21 protein-coding genes are annotated in these 23,060 nt (G+C 70.6%); 11 read left to right on the top strand and 10 right to left on the bottom strand.

Annotated features, from left to right (window positions below):
• Positions 1-49: 49 nt before the first annotated feature.
• Positions 50-265 carry a DUF4287 domain-containing protein gene (locus AB0H50_RS17500; protein ID WP_357453112.1) on the top strand — a complete coding sequence of 72 codons (216 nt, stop codon included), beginning with the start codon at positions 50-52 and terminating at the stop codon, positions 263-265.
• Between the two features lie 157 nt (positions 266-422).
• Here AB0H50_RS17500 and AB0H50_RS17495 read toward each other — a convergent pair whose 3' ends face one another.
• A complete protein-coding gene (locus tag AB0H50_RS17495) occupies positions 423-1,778 on the bottom strand; it encodes a cation:dicarboxylase symporter family transporter (RefSeq protein WP_357453109.1) in 1,356 nt (451 codons plus the stop codon).
• Between the two features lie 163 nt (positions 1,779-1,941).
• Here AB0H50_RS17495 and AB0H50_RS17490 point away from each other — a divergent pair, with 163 nt between their 5' ends.
• The gene (locus AB0H50_RS17490; RefSeq protein ID WP_357453478.1) at positions 1,942-3,522 is read left to right on the top strand and encodes a sensor histidine kinase; all 1,581 of its coding nucleotides are present in this window, start codon (positions 1,942-1,944) and stop codon (positions 3,520-3,522) included.
• Entirely contained in the window at positions 3,519-4,217 is a 699-nt protein-coding gene (locus tag AB0H50_RS17485; protein ID WP_357453106.1) for a response regulator, read from the top strand. Before AB0H50_RS17490 ends, AB0H50_RS17485 begins: the two co-directional genes overlap by 4 nt.
• A 16-nt stretch (positions 4,218-4,233) precedes the next feature.
• On the opposite strand, the gene AB0H50_RS17480 is transcribed toward AB0H50_RS17485, so the two are convergent.
• The 3 genes from AB0H50_RS17480 to rfbD form a co-directional block, all read right to left on the bottom strand.
• Positions 4,234-5,313, bottom strand: a complete 1,080-nt coding sequence (locus AB0H50_RS17480) for an NDP-sugar synthase (RefSeq protein ID WP_355001751.1) — start codon at positions 5,311-5,313, stop codon at positions 4,234-4,236.
• 125 nt (positions 5,314-5,438) lie between these two features.
• Entirely contained in the window at positions 5,439-6,344 is a 906-nt protein-coding gene (locus AB0H50_RS17475; protein WP_357453103.1) for a glycosyltransferase family 2 protein, read from the bottom strand.
• 142 nt (positions 6,345-6,486) lie between these two features.
• On the bottom strand, positions 6,487-7,350 hold the full coding sequence (gene rfbD, locus AB0H50_RS17470) for a dTDP-4-dehydrorhamnose reductase (RefSeq protein WP_357453100.1): 864 nt from the start codon (positions 7,348-7,350) through the stop codon (positions 6,487-6,489).
• Between the two features lie 213 nt (positions 7,351-7,563).
• Here rfbD and AB0H50_RS17465 point away from each other — a divergent pair, with 213 nt between their 5' ends.
• The 3 genes from AB0H50_RS17465 to AB0H50_RS17455 all read left to right on the top strand — a co-directional run bounded on the left by AB0H50_RS17465 (position 7,564) and on the right by AB0H50_RS17455 (position 11,298).
• A complete protein-coding gene (locus tag AB0H50_RS17465; protein ID WP_357453476.1) occupies positions 7,564-8,988 on the top strand; it encodes an LCP family protein in 1,425 nt (474 codons plus the stop codon).
• A gap of 15 nt (positions 8,989-9,003) precedes the next feature.
• Positions 9,004-9,726 (top strand): TIGR03089 family protein, encoded by a 723-nt coding sequence (locus tag AB0H50_RS17460; RefSeq protein WP_357453097.1) that lies wholly within the window; start codon positions 9,004-9,006, stop codon positions 9,724-9,726.
• 258 nt (positions 9,727-9,984) lie between these two features.
• Positions 9,985-11,298, top strand: a complete 1,314-nt coding sequence (locus AB0H50_RS17455) for a cytochrome P450 (RefSeq protein ID WP_357453094.1) — start codon at positions 9,985-9,987, stop codon at positions 11,296-11,298.
• Here AB0H50_RS17455 and AB0H50_RS17450 read toward each other — a convergent pair.
• Positions 11,295-12,908 (bottom strand): carboxylesterase/lipase family protein, encoded by a 1,614-nt coding sequence (locus tag AB0H50_RS17450; protein ID WP_357453091.1) that lies wholly within the window; start codon positions 12,906-12,908, stop codon positions 11,295-11,297. The two genes, AB0H50_RS17455 and AB0H50_RS17450, sit on opposite strands and share 4 nt — an antisense overlap.
• 153 nt (positions 12,909-13,061) lie before the next feature.
• On the opposite strand from AB0H50_RS17450, the gene AB0H50_RS17445 reads away from it, so the two are divergent.
• Positions 13,062-13,286: a zinc ribbon domain-containing protein gene (locus tag AB0H50_RS17445; RefSeq protein WP_357453088.1), complete on the top strand. Its 225-nt coding sequence runs from the start codon at positions 13,062-13,064 to the stop codon at positions 13,284-13,286.
• Positions 13,287-13,298: 12 nt separating this feature from the next.
• Here the strand turns inward: AB0H50_RS17445 and AB0H50_RS17440 are convergent, their stop codons facing one another.
• The 3 genes from AB0H50_RS17440 to AB0H50_RS17430 form a co-directional block, all read right to left on the bottom strand.
• Complete coding sequence (locus AB0H50_RS17440) at positions 13,299-13,589, bottom strand: SelT/SelW/SelH family protein (protein ID WP_357453085.1); 291 nt, start codon at positions 13,587-13,589, stop codon at positions 13,299-13,301.
• Between the two features lie 118 nt (positions 13,590-13,707).
• Positions 13,708-14,097 carry a YchJ family protein gene (locus AB0H50_RS17435; protein WP_357453082.1) on the bottom strand — a complete coding sequence of 130 codons (390 nt, stop codon included), beginning with the start codon at positions 14,095-14,097 and terminating at the stop codon, positions 13,708-13,710.
• A gap of 182 nt (positions 14,098-14,279) precedes the next feature.
• Positions 14,280-14,450 (bottom strand): hypothetical protein, encoded by a 171-nt coding sequence (locus tag AB0H50_RS17430; protein ID WP_357453079.1) that lies wholly within the window; start codon positions 14,448-14,450, stop codon positions 14,280-14,282.
• Positions 14,451-14,453: 3 nt separating this feature from the next.
• Between AB0H50_RS17430 and AB0H50_RS17425 the strand changes: the two genes are divergently transcribed.
• Entirely contained in the window at positions 14,454-14,978 is a 525-nt protein-coding gene (locus AB0H50_RS17425; protein WP_357453076.1) for a DUF5919 domain-containing protein, read from the top strand.
• Entirely contained in the window at positions 14,965-15,432 is a 468-nt protein-coding gene (locus tag AB0H50_RS17420) for an NUDIX domain-containing protein (RefSeq protein ID WP_357453073.1), read from the top strand. The genes AB0H50_RS17425 and AB0H50_RS17420 overlap by 14 nt, the downstream gene beginning before the upstream one ends.
• Before the next feature lie 98 nt (positions 15,433-15,530).
• On the opposite strand, the gene AB0H50_RS17415 is transcribed toward AB0H50_RS17420, so the two are convergent.
• Together AB0H50_RS17415 and AB0H50_RS17410 are read right to left on the bottom strand one after the other, a co-directional pair.
• Complete coding sequence (locus AB0H50_RS17415; protein ID WP_357453071.1) at positions 15,531-16,004, bottom strand: hypothetical protein; 474 nt, start codon at positions 16,002-16,004, stop codon at positions 15,531-15,533.
• Positions 16,005-16,056: 52 nt separating this feature from the next.
• Positions 16,057-18,489, bottom strand: a complete 2,433-nt coding sequence (locus AB0H50_RS17410) for an AAA family ATPase (RefSeq protein WP_357453066.1) — start codon at positions 18,487-18,489, stop codon at positions 16,057-16,059.
• A 451-nt stretch (positions 18,490-18,940) separates the two neighbouring features.
• Between AB0H50_RS17410 and AB0H50_RS17405 the strand changes: the two genes are divergently transcribed.
• Positions 18,941-21,913, top strand: coding sequence for a DUF5691 domain-containing protein (locus AB0H50_RS17405; protein ID WP_357453064.1), 2,973 nt, complete (start codon positions 18,941-18,943; stop codon positions 21,911-21,913).
• Positions 21,910-23,007, top strand: a complete 1,098-nt coding sequence (locus tag AB0H50_RS17400) for an AAA family ATPase (RefSeq protein WP_357453062.1) — start codon at positions 21,910-21,912, stop codon at positions 23,005-23,007. Before AB0H50_RS17405 ends, AB0H50_RS17400 begins: the two co-directional genes overlap by 4 nt.
• Positions 23,008-23,060 lie beyond the last annotated feature (53 nt).

The raw sequence follows: 23,060 nt of genomic DNA, 5'->3' as shown, positions 1-23,060 counted from the left end.
GAGCGCCGTCTGCTTCTGTGAACACACCGTGAGCACAGGAGAACGAACCATGACGACCAAGCCGCACGGCCCCGCGTCCTACTTCCCCGCCATCGAGGCCAAGTACGGTCGCGGCATCGACGAATGGTTCGCCCTGCTGCGCGACTGCGGCGTCGATGGGCACAAGCCGCAGGTCGAGTGGCTGAAGGCCGAGCACGGTATGGGCCACGGTCACGCCACCGCACTCGTCCAGTACCACCTCAACCCGGGGAAATGGGCGGTCTGAGCCACACCGAAACCAACCGCGGCTGAAAACGGAACGACGAACGAAGGGCCCGCGGGGTATGCGGGCCCTTCGTCGATCGCCAGGGCGGCACCATGCGGAAGGGGTGGATGGAGCGATGCCGCCCTCGGCCCCGGCGTTGGCCGGGACGACTCGAGGGTCAGGCCGTGACCAGGCTCTTCTCGGCAGGTTCGGCGGACTCCGGCGCGGCGTGCTCGTCGATCATGGTGCGCTCGTCGAAGGGCAGCTTGCGGTCGAGCACAAGCCGAACCTGGTCCACGTCGATGGTCTTGGTCCAGGTGCCGATCAGGACGGTCGCGACCGCGTTGCCGGAGAAGTTGGTCAGCGCGCGAGCCTCGGACATGAAGCGGTCGATGCCGACGATCAGGCCGACACCGTCGAGCAGCTCCGGCCGATGGCTCTGCAATCCACCGGCGAGAGTGGCCAGGCCCGCGCCGGTGACGCCCGCCGCGCCCTTGGAGGCGACGATCATGAACAGCAGCAGGCCGAGCTGTTCGGGGATGCTGAGCGGCTTGCCCATCGCGTCGGCGATGAAGATCGAGGCCATGGTCAAGTAGATGGCGGTGCCGTCCAGGTTGAACGAGTATCCGGTCGGCACGACGACGCCGACCGTGGTCCGCTCGACGCCGAGGTGCTCCATCTTCGCGATCAACCGCGGCAGCGCCGATTCCGAGGACGAGGTGCCGACGATCAGCAGGTACTCACGCGCCAGGTACCGGACCAGCTTCAGGATGGACACACCGGACACCACGCGCACCAGCACGCCGAGCACACCGAAGACGAACACCAGACAGGTCAGGTAGAACGCGATCATCAAGGTGGCGAGCTGGACCACCGCGTCGAGGCCGGTCTTGCCGACCACGTTCGCGATCGCGCCGAACGCGCCGATCGGGGCCAGCCACAGGATCATCGACAGAACGCGGAACACCAGCTTCTGCACCAGCGTCACCGCGCGCAGGATCGGCTCACCCGCGCTGCCCATGGCCTGCACCGCGAAGCCGACCAGCAGCGCGACGAACAGAGCCTGCAGCACGCTGCCCTCGGTGAGCGAGGAGACCAGCGTGGTCGGGATGATGCCATTGATGAAGTCCCAGGTCCCGCCTGCGCCGTGCGCCTGGTCGGCGTACTTCGCGCCCGCGCCCGCGGTCTTGGCGATGTTCATCCCGCTGCCCGGCTCCAGCAGGTTGCCGACCAGCAGGCCGATGCCGAGCGCGATGGTCGACATGACCAGGAAGTAGCCGAGCGCCATCCCGCCGACCTTGCCGACGGTGGCCGCGGTGCGCACCGAACCGATACCGAGCACGATGGTGCAGAAGATGACCGGCGCGATCATCATCTTGATCAGGTCCACGAACATGGTGCCGAGCGGAGCCAGCGAGATGCCGACGTCCGGCGCCAGCCAGCCGACGAGGATGCCTGCGCCGACAGCGGCGATGACCGCCAGATACAGCCAGTGGGTGCGGTCGCGCCGCAACGCGCGAGGTGTGTCGCTCATGGCGAATCATGTCCTCCGAGTGGTACCGGAATGCGGGCCTTACCGACCGCGTGTGCAAAATGATGACGACCCACGTGACGCGGGTCACTGTTTGGTGCATAACGTTCAGTGGAGGTAGCTCGTGCGACGTCGTCGCTTCCCAGACGCCGCCGGGTCCAACCCGATGGCTCGCAGCGAGGGGCGGCCATCCGGCCTTCGGCTCTCGCTCGCGGGCCAGGCATTCGTCCTGCAACTCGTGGTGCTCGCGCTGATGATCGCCATCGCGGCGGTGCTCGCGGTGATCGACGCGCGGCACACCAGCGACGTGACCACCGAGCACGAGGTCACCGACGTGGCGGTGAGCCTGGCGCACGCCCCGTCCACCCGCGCGGCGGTGCTCTCCGCCGACCCCACCGCGCAGCTGCAACCGGTGACCGAGCGAATCCGGATGCAGACCGGCATGGACTTCATCGTGGTGATGGCGCCGGACCGGACGCGGTTCACCCACACCAATCCCGAACGCATCGGCCAGCCGTTCAGCGGCACCATCGACAGGGCGCTGGCCGGGGAGACGTTCACCGAGACCTTCACCGGCACGCTCGGACCGTCCATCCGCGCCGTGACCCCGGTGTACGACGACGACCGGATCGTGGCGCTGGTGTCCGCGGGCGTCACGCGGGCGCGCATCGGCGATCAGGTCGCCGCGCAGCTACCGAAGATCCTCGGCGTCGCCGGTGCGGGTCTGGCGGTCGCCGCGCTCGGTTCGTTCCTGCTGAGTCGCCGGTTGCGCCGCCAGACCCACGGCCTCGCGCCCGACGAACTGCGCGTCATGTACGAACACCACGACGCGGTGCTGCATTCGATCCACGAGGGCCTGGTGGTCTTCGGCGCGGGCGAGCAGGCCGAGGTCGTCAACGACGAGGCGCGGCGCCTGCTCGACCTGCCGGAGGGCGTCGTGCACCGGGGGGATCTGCCGGTCTCCATGCGACGCATGTTCTGGGGCGTTGTCCGCGACGAGATGCACGTGACCAACGACCGGATTCTGCTGGTCAACCAGGACGTCGTCACCTCGCAGGGCCGCTCGCTCGGCACCGTCATGACCATCCGCGATCACACCGAATTGCGCGGTGTGCTGGGCGAACTCGACTCGGTGCGCGGTTTCGCCGAATCGCTGCGCGCCCAGGCGCACGAGTCGGCCAACCGATTGCATACCGTGGTCACCATGGTTGAGCTCGGCCGGTATCGCGCGGCGGTCGAATTCGCGACCGCCGAATTGCGGCTCTCCCAATCGCTCATCGACCGGATGATGGGCGCGGTCGGCGATCCGGCGCTGGCCGCGCTGCTGCTCGGCAAGGTGAATCAGGCCGCCGAACGCGATGTGGAGCTGACGATCTCGGCGGACACCGCGCTCGACGCCACCGCGCCGCTCTCGGCACGCGAGGCGGTCACGCTGGTCGGCAACCTGATCGACAACGCCATCGACGCCGCCGCGGGCAGCGCAGGCGCGTGGGTCGAAGTTGCTGTGCGCCAAGACGATTCGGATATGTTCTTGCGGGTCGCCGACAGCGGGCCCGGCATGTCGGCGCAGACGTTCGCGCGCGCGGCCGAGCGGGGATACACCACGAAGGACGACCACCACGGGATCGGCCTCGCGCTGGTGCACCGGGTCGTCACCAGGCACGGCGGGACGATCGACGCCCGCCGCGAGCCGGAAAGCGCGGTGACGGTGACCATTCCGCGTGGGCCGGGAAAGGACGCATCGTGATCCGAGTATTGATCGTCGAGGACGAGCCCTTGATCGCCGAGGCGCATCGCGCCTACGTCGAACGCATCCCCGGCTTCATCCCGGTCGGTGTCGCGCACACCGGACGGGAGGCGATGCGGGCGACCGCCGCGGCCGCCGCCGAGGGCGCACCCGTCGACCTGGTGCTGATGGACATCGGTCTGCCCGACACCAGCGGACTCGACGTCGCCGCCGCGCTCAGCGGCCTCGCGCCGAGCCCGGACGTCATCGCGATCACCTCGGCCCGCGACCTGGCCATGGTGCGCACCGCCGTCGCCAGCGGCGTGGTCCTCTACCTGTTGAAGCCGTTCACCTTCGCCGCGTTCTCCGACAAGCTGGAGCGCTACCGGGAATTCCGCACCGCGCTGCCAGCGGGCGAGTCCGCGCTGACCCAGCTCGACATCGACCGCGCCCTGAGCGCCCTGCGCACCCCCGACCAGCGCGCCAACACCCCGAAAGGCGTTGCCCCGCAAACACTCGAGGAGATATCCCGGATCGTGCGCACCGCCAGGGACGGCATCACCGCAGCCGACACCGCGACCGGCATCGGCGTCTCCCGCATCACCGCATGGCGCTACCTGGAGAAGCTCGCCGACGACGGCCTCGTCGTCCGCCGCTCCGACTACGGCCGCGCGGGCCGGCCCAAGACCCGCTACGTCTGGAAACGCCCCGACTGACGGCGGTGGACCGCCGTCAGACGTCGGTGGAGAAGCGGATGCCGCCGTCCGGGATTTCCACGCCCGGCCAGACGCGGGCGCCGCGGAGGAGTTCACAGCGGGCGCCGACGTTCGCGCCGTCGCCGATGACGCCGTCGCGGACCAGGGCGCGGGGGCCGATGCGGGCGCCGAAGCCGATGATGGAGCGTTCGACGGTCGCGCCCGCTTCGACGACGGCGCCGTCGAAGATCACCGCGCCGTCGAGGCGGGCGCCCGCGCCGATCTCCGCGCCGCGGCCGACGACGGTGCCGCCGATGAGCAGCGCGCCGGGTGCGACGCCCGCGCCGGGGTGGACCAGGGATTCACCGCGCTGGCCGGGCAGCGCGGGCGAGGGGGCGATGCCGCGGACCAGGTCGGCCGAGCCGCGCACGAAGTCCTCGGGGGTGCCCATGTCACGCCAGTACGACGAGTCGACGTGGCCCTGCACCCGCGCGCCCTCGGCGAGCAGCGCGGGGAAGACCTCGCGCTCCACCGACACCGGACGCCCGGAGGGGATCTTCTCGATGTATTCGCGGCGGAAGACGTAACAGCCCGCGTTGATCTGATCGGTCGGCGGATCCTGGGTCTTCTCCAGGAACGCGGTGACCCTGCCGTTCTCGTCGGTGGGCACACAGCCGAACGCGCGCGGATCGGAGACGCGCACCAGGTGCAGCGTCACGTCGGCGTTGGTCGACTCGTGGGTGTCCAGGATCGCGCCGAGATCGGTGCCGCCGAGCACGTCACCGTTGAAGACCATCACGTTGTCGGCGCGCAGCTTGGGCAGCACGTTACGGATTCCGCCGCCGGTGCCGAGCGGTTCGGTCTCGGTGACGTACTCGAGTTCCAGACCGAGCTCGGCGCCGTCGCCGAAGTGCTCCTCGAACACCTCCGCCTTGAAGGAGGTGCCGAGCACGACGTGGGTGATCCCGGCCTCGGCGATGCGCGCGAGCAGGTGGGTGAGGAACGGCAGGCCCGCCGTCGGCAGCATCGGCTTGGGTGCCGAGAGGGTCAGCGGGCGCAACCGCGTGCCCTGGCCGCCGACCAGAATCACGGCGTCGGTGCCTGGATGTCCTGCCATCAAAGTTCCCCTGTTCACAGTGGATCGTTCCGAGCCGGGCATCGGTCCGAGGCGACCGCGTTCCGCGGCCGTCACCGTGGCGCACTGCGCCCGGTGGCCGCGATTCGCGCTCGTCGACCGTGCTCCTACGCCTGTTGGCCGCGCTCCCTGGCCAACTCACGCAGCGCAGATCGAACCGCAATCCGGGAGCGAATCGCAAGTCCGGCGCGCAACGCGAGCCGCAGCGGCGCCTGCCACCAGTGCGGATGCCGGTCGGCCTGGAAGCGGTACGCACTGGCGTGATGCGCGGGCAGCATCACCTCGGGGTGGCGCCCCGCGGCGTGGCCCTTGGCGTGGGTGACCTCGGCCGTGGGCACGAACACATTGTGCCAGCCCGCCTTGCCCATACGGTCGCCGAAGTCGACGTCCTCCATGTACATGAAGTAGCGGGAGTCGAAGCCGTCGATCGAGTCGAAGGCGGCGCGGCGCACCAGCAGGCACGAGCCGGACAGCCAGCCGACGCCGCGCTCGGAGATCTCCTCGTTCTCCTGCCGGTAGCGGCGGGTCCACGGGTTGCCCGGCCAGACGGTGCCGAGGATGGCGTGACCTGCCCCGTCGAGGAGACCGGGCACCGAGCGCGCCGACGGGTACACGCTGCCGTCCGGCTCCAGCACCATGGGCCCGAGAGCGCCCGCCCTCGGCCAGCGCTCGGCGGCCTCCAGCAGTTTGTCGATGGAGTCGGTGCCCCAGCGAACGTCGGGATTCGCGATGACGACGAATTCGATGCCAGGGTCGATCTCGGCCACGGCGCGGTTGATCGCGCCGCCGTATCCGATGTTGCCGCCGGTGCGCAGCAGCCGCACGTGCGAGTTGGCCTCGGCCACCAGCTCGGGCACACCGTCGACCGACCCGTTGTCGGCCAGGATCACCTGCGGTTTCTCGCTGGTGGCGTGGGCGAGGGTTGTGATGAAGTGCTCGAGGTGCTCGCCGGGTGAATAAGTCACCGTGACGACGGCAAGGCGACCGGGGGCCGCGGAATCGGAATCACTCACGACGGCAAAGCGTAGTCGGAACGTCGCGAGCGCGCGTCCTCCGGTGCGAACCCGGCGCCAGACCGATCGGTCTTCGATCGCCCGCACGGACGGCTCGCCGCCTCGATCGAAAAGGCCACGGGGCGATCGTTTCTCGCCGGGTTCAGGCCCGCACGGCACGCAGCGCGTCGTGCAGCGCGCTGCGCCAGTCCCGCAGCGGCGCAAGGCCGGCCGTCACCCAGGACCGGTCGGACAGCACCGAATAGGCCGGGCGCCGAGCCGGTCTCGGGAACGCCGTGGAATCGCACGGCCGCACCCGCTCCGGATCGGCGCCGACCTCCTCGAACACCGCTCTCGCCAAGTCGAACCAGCTCGCCACGCCCGCGTTGGTCGCGTGCAGCAGCCGAGGCGCGCCGGGCCGCGCGACGAGCTCGAGCAGGCCCGCGGCGAGATCGGCGGCGTAGGTCGGCGACCCGATCTGGTCGTTCACCACGTCGACGGTCTCACGCTCGCGTTCCAGGCGCAGCATGGTCGCCACGAAGTCGTTGTCGCGCCCCGTATACACCCACGCCGTCCGCACCACGTGCGCGTGCGGAGCCGAATCCAGCACGGCCCGTTCCCCCGCCAGCTTGGATCGCCCGTACACGGTGGCCGGACCGGTCGGGTCGCCCGTGTCGTACGGCGCGCGCTGGGTACCCGGGAACACATAGTCGGTGGAGAGATGGATGAGCCGGGCATCGGCACGCGCGCAGGCCGCGGCGAGCACGGCCGGGCCGGTCTCGTTGCCCGCGAAGGCGGCCTCGGGTTCCGACTCGGCCTTGTCCACCGCGGTGTAGGCCGCGCAGTTGAGCACCACGTCACCGGGGGCGATCACGTCGCGCACCGCGTCGGCGTCGGTGATGTCGAGGTCGGCGCGGCGGTAACCGCGGGCGTTCGGGGCCAGGCGCAACAGCTCCCTGCCGACTTGGCCCGCGGCCCCGATGACGACGAGACGTGCGGTGGCGGCGGGCGGTACGGCTGCGGTCACGGGCGCAAGTCTGGCACGCCGTGACACCTGCGGGTACGGCCGCGCGGGGTAACCGTTGGTTAGCCTTGAGCGACGTCTCCGGGGGCGGCGGACGCGGGGGCGGTCGGGGTGCATACAGGGGCTTGTCGAGAGGATGCGCAGTTGCAGCGGAGGAGGACACCGGTGCCATCGCGACTCGCCGGCGCGGACGCCGACGCCGGTTCGTGGGGCCTTGTGCACGCCTTCGTCGCGGCCGTGGCGACCGTGGTGCTCGTCATCACCGGGTTCGCCTGGCACAGCGTCGATTCGCTGATCGCCAACATCGAGCGCATCGGCGATCTCGGTCTCGGCGGCGGCCGCGACGGCGCGGTCGACATCCTGCTGGTCGGCGTGGACAGCCGCACCGACGCGCACGGCAATCCGCTCACCAACGCCGAGCGGGCCCTGCTGCACGCGGGCGACGAGGTCGGCACCAACACCGACACCGTCGTGCTGGTCCGGGTGCCCAACGACGGCCGGTCCGCGACCGCCATCTCGCTGCCCCGCGATTCCTACGTCGATATCCCCGGCATCGGCAACGGCAAGATCAATTCGGCGTACGGCACGATCAAGGAGACCGAGCGGGAGAAGCTGATCGAGCAGGGCGTCCCGCAGGCCGAAGCCGAGCGGCAGTCGACCAAGGCCGGACGGCAGGCGCTGATCAAAACCGTCGCCAACCTCACCGGCATCACCGTCGACCACTACGCCGAGGTCAGCCTGCTCGGTTTCGTGCTGATCACCGAGGCGGTGGGCGGCGTCGAGGTGTGCCTGAACAACCCGGTCGACGAGTGGATGTCGGGTGCTGACTTCCCCGCGGGCCGCCAGCGGCTCGACGGGCCGCAGGCACTGAGTTTCGTGCGCCAGCGCCACAATCTGCAACGCGGCGACCTGGACCGGATCGTGCGCCAGCAGGTGTTCATGGCCCAGCTGGTCGGTCAGATGCTCAGCAGGAAGACGCTCGCCAATCCGGCACGGCTGAACCAGCTCAGCGAGGCGGTCGGACGCACCGTGGTGCTCGACGAGGACTGGGACGTGGTGGCCTTCCTCCAGCAACTCCAGGATCTTTCCGGCGGTCAGGTGCAGTTCGAAACCATCCCGGTGACCGATCTGAACGGCATGACCAGCGACGGCGAGTCGGTGGTGCGGGTGGATCCCAAGGCGGTCAAGTCCTATGTCGCCTCGCTGGTCGGCGAGCAGACCGAGGAGGTGTCGGCGCCGCCCGCGGTGAACCCGGCGGCGGTCACCGTGAACGTCCTCAACGCGGGCGGTGTCGCAGGGCTGGCGGGTCAGGTGTCGCAAGCCTTGACGGCCAAGGGTTTCCAGGCCGGCCGGGTGGGCAACTATTCCGGTGAGAGTGTCACCGGCAGCCGGGTGCTCGCGGCGGACAGCGCGGATCCGAAGGCCAAGGCGGTCGCCGAAGCCCTCGGCAAGCTCACGGTGGTCGCGGACCCGTCGATGTCGCCGGACTCGGTGAGCGTCGTGCTGGCAAGCGACTATTCTGGGCCGGGCTCGGCCGCGAGCTCCATGTTCGACTTCTCCGGAACGTCGACGTCCGCGACGCCGGTTCCGCCCGCCCCACCGATCGACGCAGGCCAGAATGGACCGAAATGCGTGAACTGAATCGTGAAGCCACTGATGCGTGACAAGAACCAGGCGCTGACCCTCACCGAGGCAGTGCTCGACCCGATCCTCGCCCGCGAACCCGCGGGCCCGCGCGTCACCTACTACGACGACGCCACCGGCGCCCGGATCGAGCTGTCCGGGCTGACGCTGGCGAACTGGGCCGCCAAGACGGCCAACCTGCTCCGCGACGAATTCGGCCTGAGCCCGGGCGCGCGGGTCGCGGTACTGCTACCCGCGCACTGGCAGACCGCCGCCGTGCTGCTCGGTTGCTGGTGGGCGGGCACCGAGGTGGTGCTGAATCCCGATCCCGACGCCGACCTGGCGCTGGTGACGGCCGACCGCATCGATGACGCCGACGGCGTCGCCGAGGTCGCCGCCCTGTCGCTGGATCCGCTCGGCGCGCCCATCAGGGACCTGCCGGTCGGCATCACCGATTTCGCCACCGCAGTGCGCGTGCACGGCGACCAGTTCTTCCCGCGCGGCGCCGGCGTCGCGCTGGACGGCATGCTGGTCACCGAGGTGCTCGCCGCCGCACGGAAGTCGGCCATGCGCCAAGGTTTCGCGGAGGGCGACCGGGTGCTGTCGAGCGCGCCGTGGGAGACCGCGGACGAACTGATCCACGGCTTCGTCGCCGTGCTCACCGCGGGCGCCTCACTCGTCCAGGTCGTCAATCCCGACCCTGACCAGCGCCAGCGCCGCATCGATTCCGAACGCGTCACCGCCCACGTCGGCTGACACCGCGTCGGGAACTCCCCCGGATGATCGACATCGGAGGAAGCAGTGTCGCGCCGGGCACGTCCCTGCGAGACCGACCGCGGCTCGCGGGCGGCTTCTCGAGGTGCTGACCCACCGGCGGCAGCCGTGCATCCGCGCCACACGAAGGGTGTGCGTTCTCCTACCACGGTAGGAGAACCCATCCGACCGGAGGACGTTCCAGAATTGCGGCCAGGGCCGTACGGTGGAGGTGTCGCACAACGACGGGGTTGGTGGGATATGAAGCCGCAGTATTGGGTTCGATGGTTGTCGCAGCACGGCGTGCCGAGGCTGGTCTTGCGCACGCAGGCGCGCCGTGATGAGCCGTTCGCTCGGCTGATGGGCGGGCCGGACGGGATCGCCGATCCGTATCCGCTGCTCGAGGAGATGCGCGGGCGCGGCAGGATCATGCGCACCTCGCTGTCCTGGGCCACCGTCGACCACGAGCTGTGCCGAAGCATCCTGCGAGACACCCGCTTCGGTGTGCGCAACACCGAGAGCTTCGATATCCCCAAACCCATGAAACTGCTCGCGAACCATTCGCCGATGCCGCCGAACCCGGTCGAGCCGCCTTCCATGCTGGTGATCGATCCGCCCGAGCACACGGCCATGCGCAAGCCGGTGGCCTCGGCGTTCACCCCGCGCGCCATCGCCAAGCTGCGCGAGCGGGTCGAGACGGTCACCGAGGAACTGCTGGACGCGCTGCCGCCCAACGGGTCCGCCGACCTGATCGCCTCGTTCGCCTCCCAGGTGCCGATCGCGATCATCTCCGAAATGCTCGGCTTCCCCGATTCCGATCGGGCCCGCTTCCTCGCCTGGGGCGACCAGCTGACCCCGCTGCTCGACGTCGGCATCTCGTGGCGCGCGCACCGCCGCGCCGTACAGGCCATGGAGGTGATGAACCACTACTTCGACGGTCACATCGCCCGGTTGCGCCGGGAACCCGGCGACGACATCCTCAGCACCCTGGTCACCGCGGGCGAACTGGACGACTACGCGTTGAAGGCCACCGCGAGCCTGCTGATGGGCGCGGGTTTCGAGACCACGGTCAACCTCATCGGCAACGGCGTCGTGCAGTTGCTCGCCCATCCCGACCAGCTGGCCCGGCTGCGCGCCGAGCCGGAGCTGTGGCCGAACGCGATCGAGGAAGTGCTTCGCTTCGACTCCCCCGTGCAGACCACCGCGCGCTCCGCGCTCACCGACGTGGAACTCGACGGCGCGCAGCTGCGCAAGGGCCACACCCTGGTGCTCTCGCTGGCGGGCGCCAACCGCGATCCGAAAACCTTCTCCGATCCGAACCACTTCGACGTCGCCCGGCCGAACGCCAAGGATCATCTCTCTTTCAGCAACGGCATCCACGCGTGCCTCGGCGCGAGCCTGGCCCGCATGGAAGGCGTTCACGCGCTGCGCGCGCTGTTCGAGCGGTTCCCCGATCTGCGGCTGGACGGCCCGCCGCAGCGCAGGGAACTGTTCACGCTGCACGGATACGAGCGGATGCCCGTGCGCCTCGGCCGCCGCGCGGAGGCCAAGAAGCCCGAACCCAGCTCGGTCTAGCTGAAGCCGACGGCCTGATCGCCCCACGCGGTGTGCAGATGATGGTCGGGATTGTCGACGACGCGGTCGACCGTGTCGATGAGCAACGTGGTGCGCGTCGACGACCGGTAGGGCGGCCAGTGCTTGGAACCGTCCAGCGCGGCGGGCACCCCGTGCCTGGCGAAGGCAAGCCAACGGCGCATCATCCGTCCGGACACCTCCGTCGCCTGCTTGCGACCGCCGAGCCAGAACGTGGGGTCGTGGTTCAGGGTGCCGAAATTGCCGAACACGTAAGGTAACTCGGTGGCGTGCCCGGCGCCGACGCGGGCCGCGCGCAGCATCGGGGTGGCGTGGTCGAAGCGGTAGGCCCAGGTCATCGAGTGGCCCGCGTGCGCGTCGGCCACCCAGTGCGCCGGCATCCGGAAGCCCGCGTCGGTGGACATGGCCAGCGCGCCGCGGGTCTTGGCCAGATCGGGGTAGGCCGAGGTGATCTCGGCGATCCGCTCGGCCGACAGATCCGGATGATCGGCCGCCGCGTCGCGCAGCATGATGTTCACCGCGTCCGGCGTCACCGGCATGATCGGCGAACGGAACAGCCGGAACAGCGAGGCCTCGTCCTTGTTCGTGCCGATGATGAGCGGCACGTGATGCGAACGGCCGCGCTGGAATCGGTCGATCGGATAGCCCGGTAGCAGGTCGCCGTCCACCACCGGCGCGGCGGCCAGACGCCCCGGCTCCTCGAGCGGAATCTCGTCGAACAGCACCCCGGCTGCCTGCACCACCCGCTCGATGGGCAGGTCGATCAGATCGAGGGCCTGCGTCGGGGACATCTCCAGCAGTTCCAGGTAGCGCCGCGCCACGATGGCGGCGCGCTGTTGTCCGAAAACTGTTGTGGCTGGCGGGCTCTGGGCGATGGCGCGGTGGAAGAGCCCCGCCGCGCGCGGCGCGGTGAGCAGCGCCGTCACGCATCCGGCGCCCGAGGACTGGCCGAACAGCGTCACGTTGTCGGGGTCGCCACCGAACCCCGCGATGTTGTCGCGCACCCATTCGAGCGCCGCGAGTTGATCGTGCAGTCCGAGATTCGGGGTGAAACCGTGGAACAGCGAGGACAGGTCGAGGAATCCCAGCGCGCCGAGCCGGTAGTTGACGCCGACCACGACGACGTCGCCGGTCTCGGCCAACCTGCGGCCGTCGTAGATGGTCTGGGCCGCGGTGCCGAGACAGTACGCGCCGCCGTGCAGCCAGACCATGACCGGCCGCGGCTCGTCCGCATGACCGCGGTGCTCGGGGGCGTGGTCGCTGTGCTTTTCAACGTGACCGCTGGGCGCCCACACGTTCAGCCAGAGACAGTCCTCGCCCATCCGCAGTTCCGAATCGACCGGGACCATGGCGCCCATCGTCTGCGGGGCGATCGCACCGAACCTCGCGCAGTCCCGTACGCCGTCCCAGGACTCCGGCGGGATCGGCGGCCGGAACCGCCGCGTCCCGGTGACCGGTGCGCCGTACGGGATTCCGCGCCAGGTGGCGATCGGTCCGTCCAGGAAACCGCGCACCCGGCCGGAGCTGGTCCGGACTATCGGCCCTGCGCCGTCCGCATCCCAGCCGCGTTCGATCTCGAACCGAGTGCTCATCGTCGCGCACCTCCTGCCCAGGACCCGACGGCGCGCTGCGGGTTTGCCACACCCGGGGGCTGCACCTCGTGATCTCTTTTCGAGGGTACGTGCGATTTCGCGGGCGCCACCGGGAGCAGGCATCAACCGTGATCAGGGCGCTACCCTTGGCCGGTGCCGAATTACAGCTTTCGCTGCCGCAGCTGCGGTGACACCTTCGAGGTGAATCGCCCGATGGCCCAGTCGTCGGACCCGGCCGCCTGCCCGCAAGGCCACGACGACACGGTCAAACTGCTGACCACGTTCGCCACCGTCGGACGGGGTGGCGGCGGCGCACCGCAGGCTCCGACGCCACCGCCGAGCGGCGGCGGCTGCTGCGGCGGCGGTTGCTGCGGCTGACGCGCTCGCCGCTCAGTCGGTGTGATCGGCCTCGCGCCGGTCGACATGACCGAGGTCACGCTCGGGCGCGACGCGGTCGCGCACCCGCTGCTTGAGCACGGCGATGTCAGGAAACCCGCCGTCGGCCTTGCGCTCCCACACCTGTTCACCGTCGACGGTGATCCGGAACACCCCGCCCGTGCCCGGAATCAGCGCGACCTCGCCCAGCTCGGTGGCGAAGGTGCTCAGCAGTTCCTGCGCCATCCAGCTCGCCCGCAGCAACCAGCGGCATTGGGTGCAGTACTCGATCGCGACACGTGGCATAGAAGTCGACGCTACCGAAGCGAAGCAGTATTCGCGCTTTCGGCCGCGGCCGGTGCCAGAGCCCACGCCTCACCGCTCGCGGCTCGCGGTCAGGCAATCCGCTTGCGGCTCGAGGGACTCACGGCTCGATCACGCCGTCCAAGTAGACCCACGCCCCGTCCTCCCGCACGAACCGGCTGACCTCGTGCAGCGAACCGCGTCCGCCCTCGGCGCGGTAGTGCGCGACGAACTCCACGGTCCCCCTGTCATCGAACGGCCCGCCGCGCTCGGTGCGCACGATCTCCAGGAACAACCATCGCTGGTCCGGATCCAGCTCGAGCCGCTTCGGCCTGGTCCGAGAATGCCAGGACCGCCGCAGGTAATCGACGTCGCCGACGGCGAACGCGGTGTAGCGCGAACGCATCAGCGCCTCGGCCGTCGCTGGGGGCCGCGCACCCGACAGCGCCGGACCGCAGCACTCGTCGAACGGTTCGCCGCGACGGCACGGACACGGTTGCGACTCAGCCATGCACGAATTCTCCGCTACGCGCGCCCAGCGCCCGGCACTGCCCACGCTCCGGGCCGCATCCAGACCATGTGCGAGCAAGTGGGGGCTCCGGCGGACCCACGAACTGATGCCGTACCAAATAGCTCATCGTTGAGTTGCCACTGTCCGTTCACAGCGGATGGGGCGTGACTCTCGAGTGGCGATCACGGTTGGAGATACAGCCTCTCGTTCGGCAGACGTGGATAGCCCTCGGCGCGCGGATCGACGGTGACAGCGTCGAAGTAGTGGCGAGCACGGTGCTCGCTGACGAACACGAGCGCGGCGGTCAGGCAGGCGGCGAAGTCCATACGCACGCCGTGCAGGAACACACTCATTCGGTGTTCCCGTACCGATCGGCCGCGCCGGCCGCGCTGTGGCGCAGCCTCATCACCAAGTCGAAACATGAGCTGACCTTCGCGGGCTACACCAACTACTTCCTGTGGCTGGAGCACGCCAACCTTGGTAACCTGCTGCGCCGCAAAGCGACCCAGGGTTGCCGGGTCCGGTTTCTGATCGGCGACCCGAACAGCGAAGTGACCCGCGAGCGAGAACGCGAGGAGAGCGTCCCGCTCACCCTCGCCACACGCATCGCCGTCACCGTCGGCGAGCTGCAAAAGCTTCGCGGGATCGACGGCATCGAGGCCAGGTACGAAGTCGGGCACGTCAACCTGTCGGTCTTCCGATTCGACAACGACATGATCGTGACCCCGATCCTTGCTCGCCGCGTCGGCCACGACTCACCGATGCTGCACATCCGGCGCGAGCAGGACGAGGGCATGTTCGACCGCTTCCACGATCACGTGGAGGAGCTGTGGAGCCGCGGGCGAAGCATCTGGGAGGAGACGCACAGTGGGACGACGTGACTACGAGGACGACCCGAACGCGCCAGAGCCGAACAGTTTAGTCCCCGCCGCATCTGTTGTGGTGGTCAACGACGCGGGCCAGCTGCTGTTGCAGCGCCGGGTCGACAACGACATGTGGGCGCTGCCCGGCGGCAAGATGGAACTCGGCGAATCCCTGGCGGGCTGCGGTATCCGGGAGACGCGCGAAGAGACGGGGATCGATATCGAGATCACCGGCATTGTGGGGACCTACACGAACCCGGGTCATGTCTTCGCCTACGACGACGGCGAAGTGCGCCAAGAATTTTCGATCTGTCTGCTCGGTCGGCCCGTCGGCGGCGAGCTGGCCGTCTCGGACGAGTCGCACGAGGTCGCGTGGTTCTCGCCGGGGGAGATCGACGACCTGCCGATGGTAGCGAGTATCCGGCGCCGCGTCGATGACTGGCGCTCCGGGCAGTTTCCGTTCGTTCGCTAATCGAAATCCGTTGCGGCACATCGGCGTAAAGGGGCGTGTGGACAATCTGTCCGCACACCTCGCACAACAAGCCCGCACCTGCGTGGGCCGACCGGCTGTCAGTCCGAGGCGATCTCGGTGCGCACCCAGGCCGAATTCCCACGGCCGACCCTGTCCAGCACGCTCGCGATGGCGGCGGTTTGCTCGCGCCAGCGCCGCAGTTCGGTGACGCTCGGCGCGAGTTCGTAATCGTGATGGTGGGCGGCCCTGGAGAGCGCCGCCCACACCGCGGCGACCTGCGCGCCGGTCTCCGGACCCGTGTACACGCGCAGCGCGAGCAGCTGGGCGCGCATCGGACAGCGCGCCAGCTCCGGCGCGAGGCGCGCCCACAACTCGTCCACCGCCTGTTCGAGTGCCAGCCGCAGAATCCAGGCCGTCGCCCGCGACCACACCCCGCCCGCGGCGGTCACCTCGCCGTCCAGCAACCGGTCCACCGCGTCCAGCCGCTCGGCCACCGTCGGCCGCGGCGCCCTCTGCTTCGACCGGCCCGGCGGACGCCGACGCGGGCCACGCGGGCGCTGACGCTCGCTCACGACGACGCCTCGCTCTCGCCCGCCCCCATCGCGAGTGGCCGCACGCGCTCGCTCACCGGCCCATCCAGGCGATGAACCGCTCGGTGTTCGCGATCAGCTCCCGCATGCCGCGATCGATGGGCACGTGCGCGCCCGCCGTCACGTCGCGCAACGCGCCGACCAGCCATCTGCCTTCTCGCGCAAGGTATTTGTTGAGGTTGTCGACGTTGTACTGCACGCCCATCACCGCCAGCGCCACCATGGCCCTCGTGGTCTGCGCGCCCTCGATATGCCGCTCCACCTCGCGGTGGTTCATGCCGCGCGCCAGCAACTCGCGCCGCGCCCTTGCCAGGCTGGCCGCCTCCACCGCGGACCGGCAGCAGGTCGCGACGAGCTCGTCCGCGATCGCCTCCGGCAGCTGCGGTGTGCGCACCAGCGACCGCGCGTCGTCCAGGTAGCGCCGCACCGGATCGCTCGACGTGCGCACCTCGATCACCGATCGTTCGCGCCGCTGCACTTCCAGCACGCAGGCATCCAGCTGCATCCGGCGCACCGCCTCGGCCAACCGCTCGTCGTGGGTGAACACCACCACCTGCCGCGTCCATGCGACGAACGCGAGCACCCTGGCCAGCCCGTCCACCTTCGCCGGGTCCATGGCCTGCACCGGGTCGTCGATCATCACGAAGCGAAACGGGCTGTCCTCCACCGTCGCCCGCGGCAGGAACAGCGAGAGGCCGAGCGCGTGCAGCTCACCCTGGCTCATCACGCCGAGCGCCGCGCCGTCCACCTCGTCGACGGTGACGTCGAGCAGCACCCGGCGCGCGGTGCCCGCGTTGCCCTGCAAGCGAATCGCGCCGAGTTCCACATTGCTCTGCTGGCGCAGGGTGCGCCAGACCCAGCGCGCGGTGGTCTCCAGCGGGGCCATGCGCTCGTCGCGGAGGCCCGCCGTCGCCGATTTCAGCCAATCCTCGGCGCGTTTCAGCGTGCGCAGTTCGCCCGAGCGCATAGCCACTTCGCGCGCACCGTCCAGCCAGGCGGCGATCCGCGGCACCAGCGGCGCCCACACCTCGTCGAGCCGTTCGAGCTCCTTGCGGGTGCCCTGCTGGACCAGCTCGAGCTCGTCGACGAGCCGAGTGTGCGCCAAGCGCAACCGATCCGGCAGCTCCGGGGCGTACTCGGCGCGGCTCAGCGCGGCCCACTCCATCCAGGCCGCGCGCACCGCGGTGGTGTCGACGGTGGGCGGATTGCGCGGATCGAAGTCCAGTTCGGGCGGTACGTGGTCGGGCAGCGCCCGCGCGGCGCGCACCGCGTTGCGCAGCTCGTCGCGGGCGGTGGTGAGCGCGTCGACCCGGGCGCTGAGCCGCGCGATCGAGACGTCCGCGCCGCGCGACCACTCCGCGTCCAGCCTGCCCCGTCCGCAGACCGGGCATGCGCAATCCCCGTTCGCCGCAGCGTGTTCCCGGGCGCGGCGCAGCAGTTCCAGCACCCGCAGGTCGGCCTCGGCGTCGGCGGTGGAATCCCGCGCCAGTGTGGCCGCGCAGGCTTCCAACCGGGTGGCGACCGCGTCCACTTCGGCCTCGGTGGGCAGCGCGAGCCTGACGATGGCGCGCAGTCCCGCCGGGCCGTCGCCCCCGTCGGCGCCACCGAGCATGTCGCGGCCGACCGCGGTGAGGTCGGGTTGCGCCGGGCGCAGCAGGGTGGCCATGCGTACCGCGCGGTCGTCGGCCACCGTCTCCACGGCCGCGAGCAGGTCGATCCGCTCCTGTCGGGAATCCCGTGCCGCGCGCTCCAATTCGAGCCTCCGCGCGCGAATCCGCTCCTGGGCCAGGGTGAGTTCGTCGAGACCGAGCAGCTGGTGCAGCGCGTCGAACAGGTCGCTCGGCTTGCCGTCGACCAGGGCGCCGAGCTCGCTGTAGGACAGGAACGGCCGGTACAGCTCGAGTACCGACGCCCACCGTCCCGCGTCGAAATCCGCTGGCGCGCCGTCCTTGCGCCGCTCGGTCCAGCGCGCATCGGCAAGTTCGTCCTTCGGCGCCCACTCTTTGGCGATGACCAGCTCCGGATCGGCTCCGCCGGTGAGCAATTCCAGTTCGATGCGGGCGATGTCGCCGTCGTGCAGGTTGCGCCAGCCCTCGCGCCACGCGGCCGAGCGGCCCTCCCAGCGGCGGTTGCCTCCGGTCAGCGCCAGTTCGGCGGCCTCGGCGAAGCTGGACTTGCCGCTGCCGTTGCGACCGACCACCAGGGTCAGGCCGGGGCCGGGCGGCACGCGCAACGTCACCTCGGGGCCGATGCCGCGGAAGCCGCGCACCCGGATCGCGCGAAGGAAGATGCCGGAGTCGTCGAATTCGGTTGCCCGAAGGCGGGAATCGACCGCGCCCAGCGCGCGCAGCACGGCATGCGCCACGTCGGGAGTGACCGCCGGGTCCTCGTTCAACCGTCGCGCGACCACGTCGGTCAGGCGCGGTACGGTCTCCGCCGTCGTGTCGACCGCGGGCTCCGGGCACACGTTGAAACCCCCTACACACCGCACCGCGGCGCGCCCCTCCCGCATTCGCGCGCGGTGTCACCGTCGAAAGCTGAGCGAAACGCTACCCGATCGAGCCGCATCCGCCCACCGGCGGTGGATGAGAAGAAGGAGATGCGAACCTGCCCGCGGGGATGGATATGGCCATCGAGCCGGCTGGGCCGCGACTCGATGTCCACCCCTCGGCCCAACCCCGGCGGGCAGCTCGATGGTGTCTCACCCGGTATGGGTGGCCCGGTCGGAGCCGAACAGAACAGGATGCCAGACAACAGAATTCGGCGCAAGACGTAGCGTCGCGCGAATCCGTCGCCCGCACAGCGTTTTCCGGTGGAAAGCCGTGGGTACCTGCGGAGCTGTCGGTGGGCTGGGGTAGAAATCCGAACAAGAGGAAATGGGAGACGAGGATGACGCACGGACGTTCGGACGCTGCCCGATGAACGCACCGTGGCCCGAGGAACGGGTCGGCGCGCTCGCGCCCGACGCGAACTCGCTCGCGGCGGCGCGCGGCCTCGCGGACCGCTGGCGGGACACCGGGTACCGCGACGAGGCCGTGTGGGGCCGGTGCCGGGGCAGCGGTCCTGAGCCGTACGCGACGATCGTCGACCTCTCCGGCCCCGCGTACGCGTGCAGCTGCCCGAGCCGCAAGTCGCCGTGCAAGCACGCGCTGTCGCTGCTGCTGCTCTGGTCGCAGGGCGACGTCGTGCCGTCGGCCGAGGTCGCCGAGTTCGCGGCGGAATGGCTGGCTGCCCGAGCGGCCCGCTCCGCGCCGCCCGCGACGGCCCGCACGGCCAACCCTGCCACCGCGGAGCAGCGGCGGATGCGCGTCACCGCGGGACTGGAGGAACTCGACATCTGGCTCGGCGATCAGGTGCGCACCGGACTCGCTCAGGCCGATCGCTCCTACCACGCGTTCGAGTCGATCGCCGCGCGCATGGTGGACGCGCAGGCCCCCGGTGTCGCGGGCGCGCTGCGCAGGCTGCCGCTGATCATGGCGACGCGCGCCGACTGGCCCGAACCGGTGCTGCGCGAATACGCCAAGCTGCACTTGCTGGTCGCGGCGCACCGCCGCCTGGAGGACTTGCCGCCCGCGCTGCGCGCCAGCGTCCGCACTCACATCGGCTATCCCAACCCGGCCGAATCGGTGCGCGCCGAACCGGTCGTCCGCGACCAGTGGATGACCCTCGGCGTGCGCAGCACCGAGGACGATCGGCTCTACACCCGCCGCACCTGGCTCTACGGCCGCCGGACGCACCGCTGGGCGCTGCTCGTCGACCACGCCTTCGGCGCGCCCGCGTTTCCGGCCACCGCGCCCGTCCTCGGGAGCATGACGGCAGCGGACCTGCACTACTACCCCGGCGCGGCGCCCCTGCGCGCCCTCTGGGGCGAGCGCCGCGGCGTCGACGAACCCTTCACAACGCTGCCCGGCGCTACCGCGGCGAATGATGTGGACACATCGCATCCCGCCGCCCGTATCGGCGAATCCCTTCCCGCGGCTCTTGTCGGCGAACGAGACGAGTCCCGCACGCACGGCGAAACGATACTGAGCCAGCCCCGCACGGCGGGCAGCTCCGTCCGGGAGGCGCTCGAGGCGCATGCGACGGCGCTCGGCGCTGACCCGTGGGTGCGGTCCTGGCCGGTGCTGCTGCGCGACGTGGTTCCGGTCGTCGCGGACGCGGGCTGGCAGGTGGTCGACGCGCACGGCGCGGCACTGCCGCTCGCCCCCGCGGAACAGCCGTGGACGCTGCTGGCGATTTCCGGCGGGCATCCCGTCACCGTGCTCGGCGAGTGGACGGCGGACGGGCTCGTCCCTGTCTCGGCGTTCGCGCTGGGCGAGATGATCGACGTCGAGAACGAGCCCGCGCCGTACCAGGACTCCCCGGCGCCGAGCACCGAGACCGACGACCTGATCTCGACGGCGCTGCTCGGCACCGCGCGCCGAGCCTTCGATCCCGCCCTGCTGCCGGCGCCCGCCGCGTCCGCCGCCGCTCGCCTGCGTACCGACCCGGCCTTCCTGCTCCTCGAATCCGCCGCGCTGCGAGACACTTTCGCCCGCGGCGGGGTCGCACCGCGGGACGCCGCCGCGCCGCCGCCTGCACCCGACGACGATCGCGCGCTGCTGCCCCGCGCCGCCGCGCGGCGACTGGCCGACCTGCTGCGCGACCGGTCCCGTTTCCTGCCCGAATGGTTCGCCGCCGCAGAACCGCACGATTTCCGTGCGCCCGACGCGCTGGCCGCGCAGCTGCTGGACTCGGCGAGCGCGCAGACCGCGCTGCGCGAACCGCTGCTGCGGCTGGCAGGAGCACGCGGCCGTTGGCTCGCGCACTGGCATCCGGAATGGCGAGAACTGCTGTCGGAGTTGGTCTTCGACACCGAATCCGATGAGATCTGGCGCTACGGCGCCGCACCACGGCGGCGCGCCTGGCTCGCCCATCTGCGCGCCCGCGACGCCGACGCCGCGCGGGCGGCCCTGGCCGCCACCTGGGACACCGAACCCGGCCAGGCCAGGGCCGAACTGCTCGCGGTCCTCGCCGACGGCATCGCGGCCGCCGACGAGCCTCTGCTGGAGACGGCGTTGGACGACCGCCGCGCCGAGGTGCGCCGAACCGCAGCCGGACTGCTCGCGCTGCTCCCCGATTCGGCCTTCGCGCAACGCATGCTGCGCCGCGCTCTCGACTGGATCGCCGTCGAGGCCGATCCGGCGGCGCTGCGCGTCGCGCTACCCGAGTCCCTGGACGCCGACGTGCGCCGCGACGGCATCACCGATCGCGCCGTCGAATTCAGCTACCGCTGGAACGGTGTCCCGGACGTCACCGCGGGCCGCCTGCGCCAGCTGGTCGCCGCGACACCGCTGCGGCACTGGACGACCGCGCTCGGCGCACCCGAGCGGGCGGTGCGCGTCACGGTGGACGAGCGATTCCGGCAGCCGCTGTTCGACGGCTGGGTGGATGCCACACTGGCGCAACGGGATCCGGCCTGGGCCGCGGCGCTGTTCGCCAACGGCGTGCCCTCCGACACCGCGCTGCTGCGCCGCCGCGAGCTGTTCGCCCTGCTGCCGGTGGACGAGCGCGTCCGGCACCTGCTTCGCCTCGACGGCGCCTGGCTCTCCGAGCTGGAGGCGCTGCTGCCCGCCATGCCGCACCCGTGGCCGCAGCCGCTGGCGCAGCACCTGATCCTGCTGCTGTTCGAACGCGCCAGAATCGCCGCCCAGCGTGCGGGCGGGCACGGCACGGGCCCCGCCGCGCACCGATCCCTGCTCACCGCGGCGTCGGTGCACCTGCCCGTCGACGCGGCGGCCGCCGTCGCGTCGATCGCGCAGCGCTGCGACGATGTGGCCTGGGCCCGCGCCTTCGACCAGCTCGCCACCGACCTCACCAATCGCTCGGACATGCTCGAGGAGTTGCCGTGACCAGCACCGACGCCAGCACCCTGCTGCGCCCGCACGCCGAACAGGCCTACGCCGAGGAACTGCGCGCGCTGGCCGACGCCGACGACCGCCCGCGCCCGCCCTCCTGGCGGCTCTCGCCCTGGGCGGTGGTCACCTACCTGCTCGGCGGCACGCTCGACGACGGCACCGTGATCACCCCGAAGTACGTCGGCCCGCGCCGCCTGATCGAGGTCGCGGTCGCGACGTTGGCCACCGACCGCGCCCTGCTGCTGCTCGGTGTGCCGGGCACCGCCAAAACCTGGGTGTCCGAACATCTCTCGGCCGCCATCTCCGGTTCGTCAACGCTGCTGGTGCAGGGCACCTCCGGCACCGCGGAAGAGTCCATCCGCTACGGCTGGAACTACGCCAGGCTGCTCGCGGAGGGCCCGAGCGACGCCGCCCTCGTCCCCTCGCCGGTGCTGACCGCGATGCGCACCGGCGCGCTGGCCAGGATCGAGGAGCTCACCCGCATCCCGTCCGACGTGCAGGACGCGCTGATCACCGTGCTGTCCGAGAAGACGCTGCCGATACCGGAGCTCGGCCGAGAAGTACAGGCCGCCAAGGGCTTCAACGTGATAGCCACCGCCAACGACCGCGACCGCGGCGTGCACGAGCTGTCCTCAGCGCTGCGCCGCCGCTTCAACACGGTGGTGCTGCCGCTGCCCGCCGACGAGGAGGACGAGGTCGCCATCGTGACGCGCCGGGTCGCCCAGCTCGGCGCGGCGCTGGAGCTGCCGGACGTGCCCGCCGCCGCGGCGGAGGTGCGCCGCGTGGTGCGGGTCTTCCGCGAATTGCGTTCCGGCATGACGGCCGACAACCGCACCAAGCTCAAGTCACCGTCGGGGACGCTGTCCACCGCGGAGGCGATCTCGGTGCTGACCAACGGGATCGCGCTGTCCGCGCACTTCGGCGACGGGGTGCTGCGCGCCACCGACATCGCGGGCGCGCTGCTCGGCGCGGTGGTCAAGGACCCGGTGACCGATGCCGCGGTGTGGACGGAGTACCTGGAAGCCGTCGTCCGCGAACGTCCGGACTGGGCCGACTTCTACCGGGCGTGCCGCGAGGTCACCGGCTAGGGACTGTGATGCACGAGCCAGCGAACGATCGCGCACCCGGAGACGACGGTGGC

The organism is Nocardia sp. NPDC050793, from assembly GCF_040654065.1.
In the GTDB taxonomy this organism is placed as follows: Bacteria; Actinomycetota; Actinomycetes; order Mycobacteriales; family Mycobacteriaceae; genus Nocardia.
The sequence above is the reverse complement of the archived record's forward strand: the minus strand, read 5'-3'. Positions and strand labels throughout refer to the sequence as shown.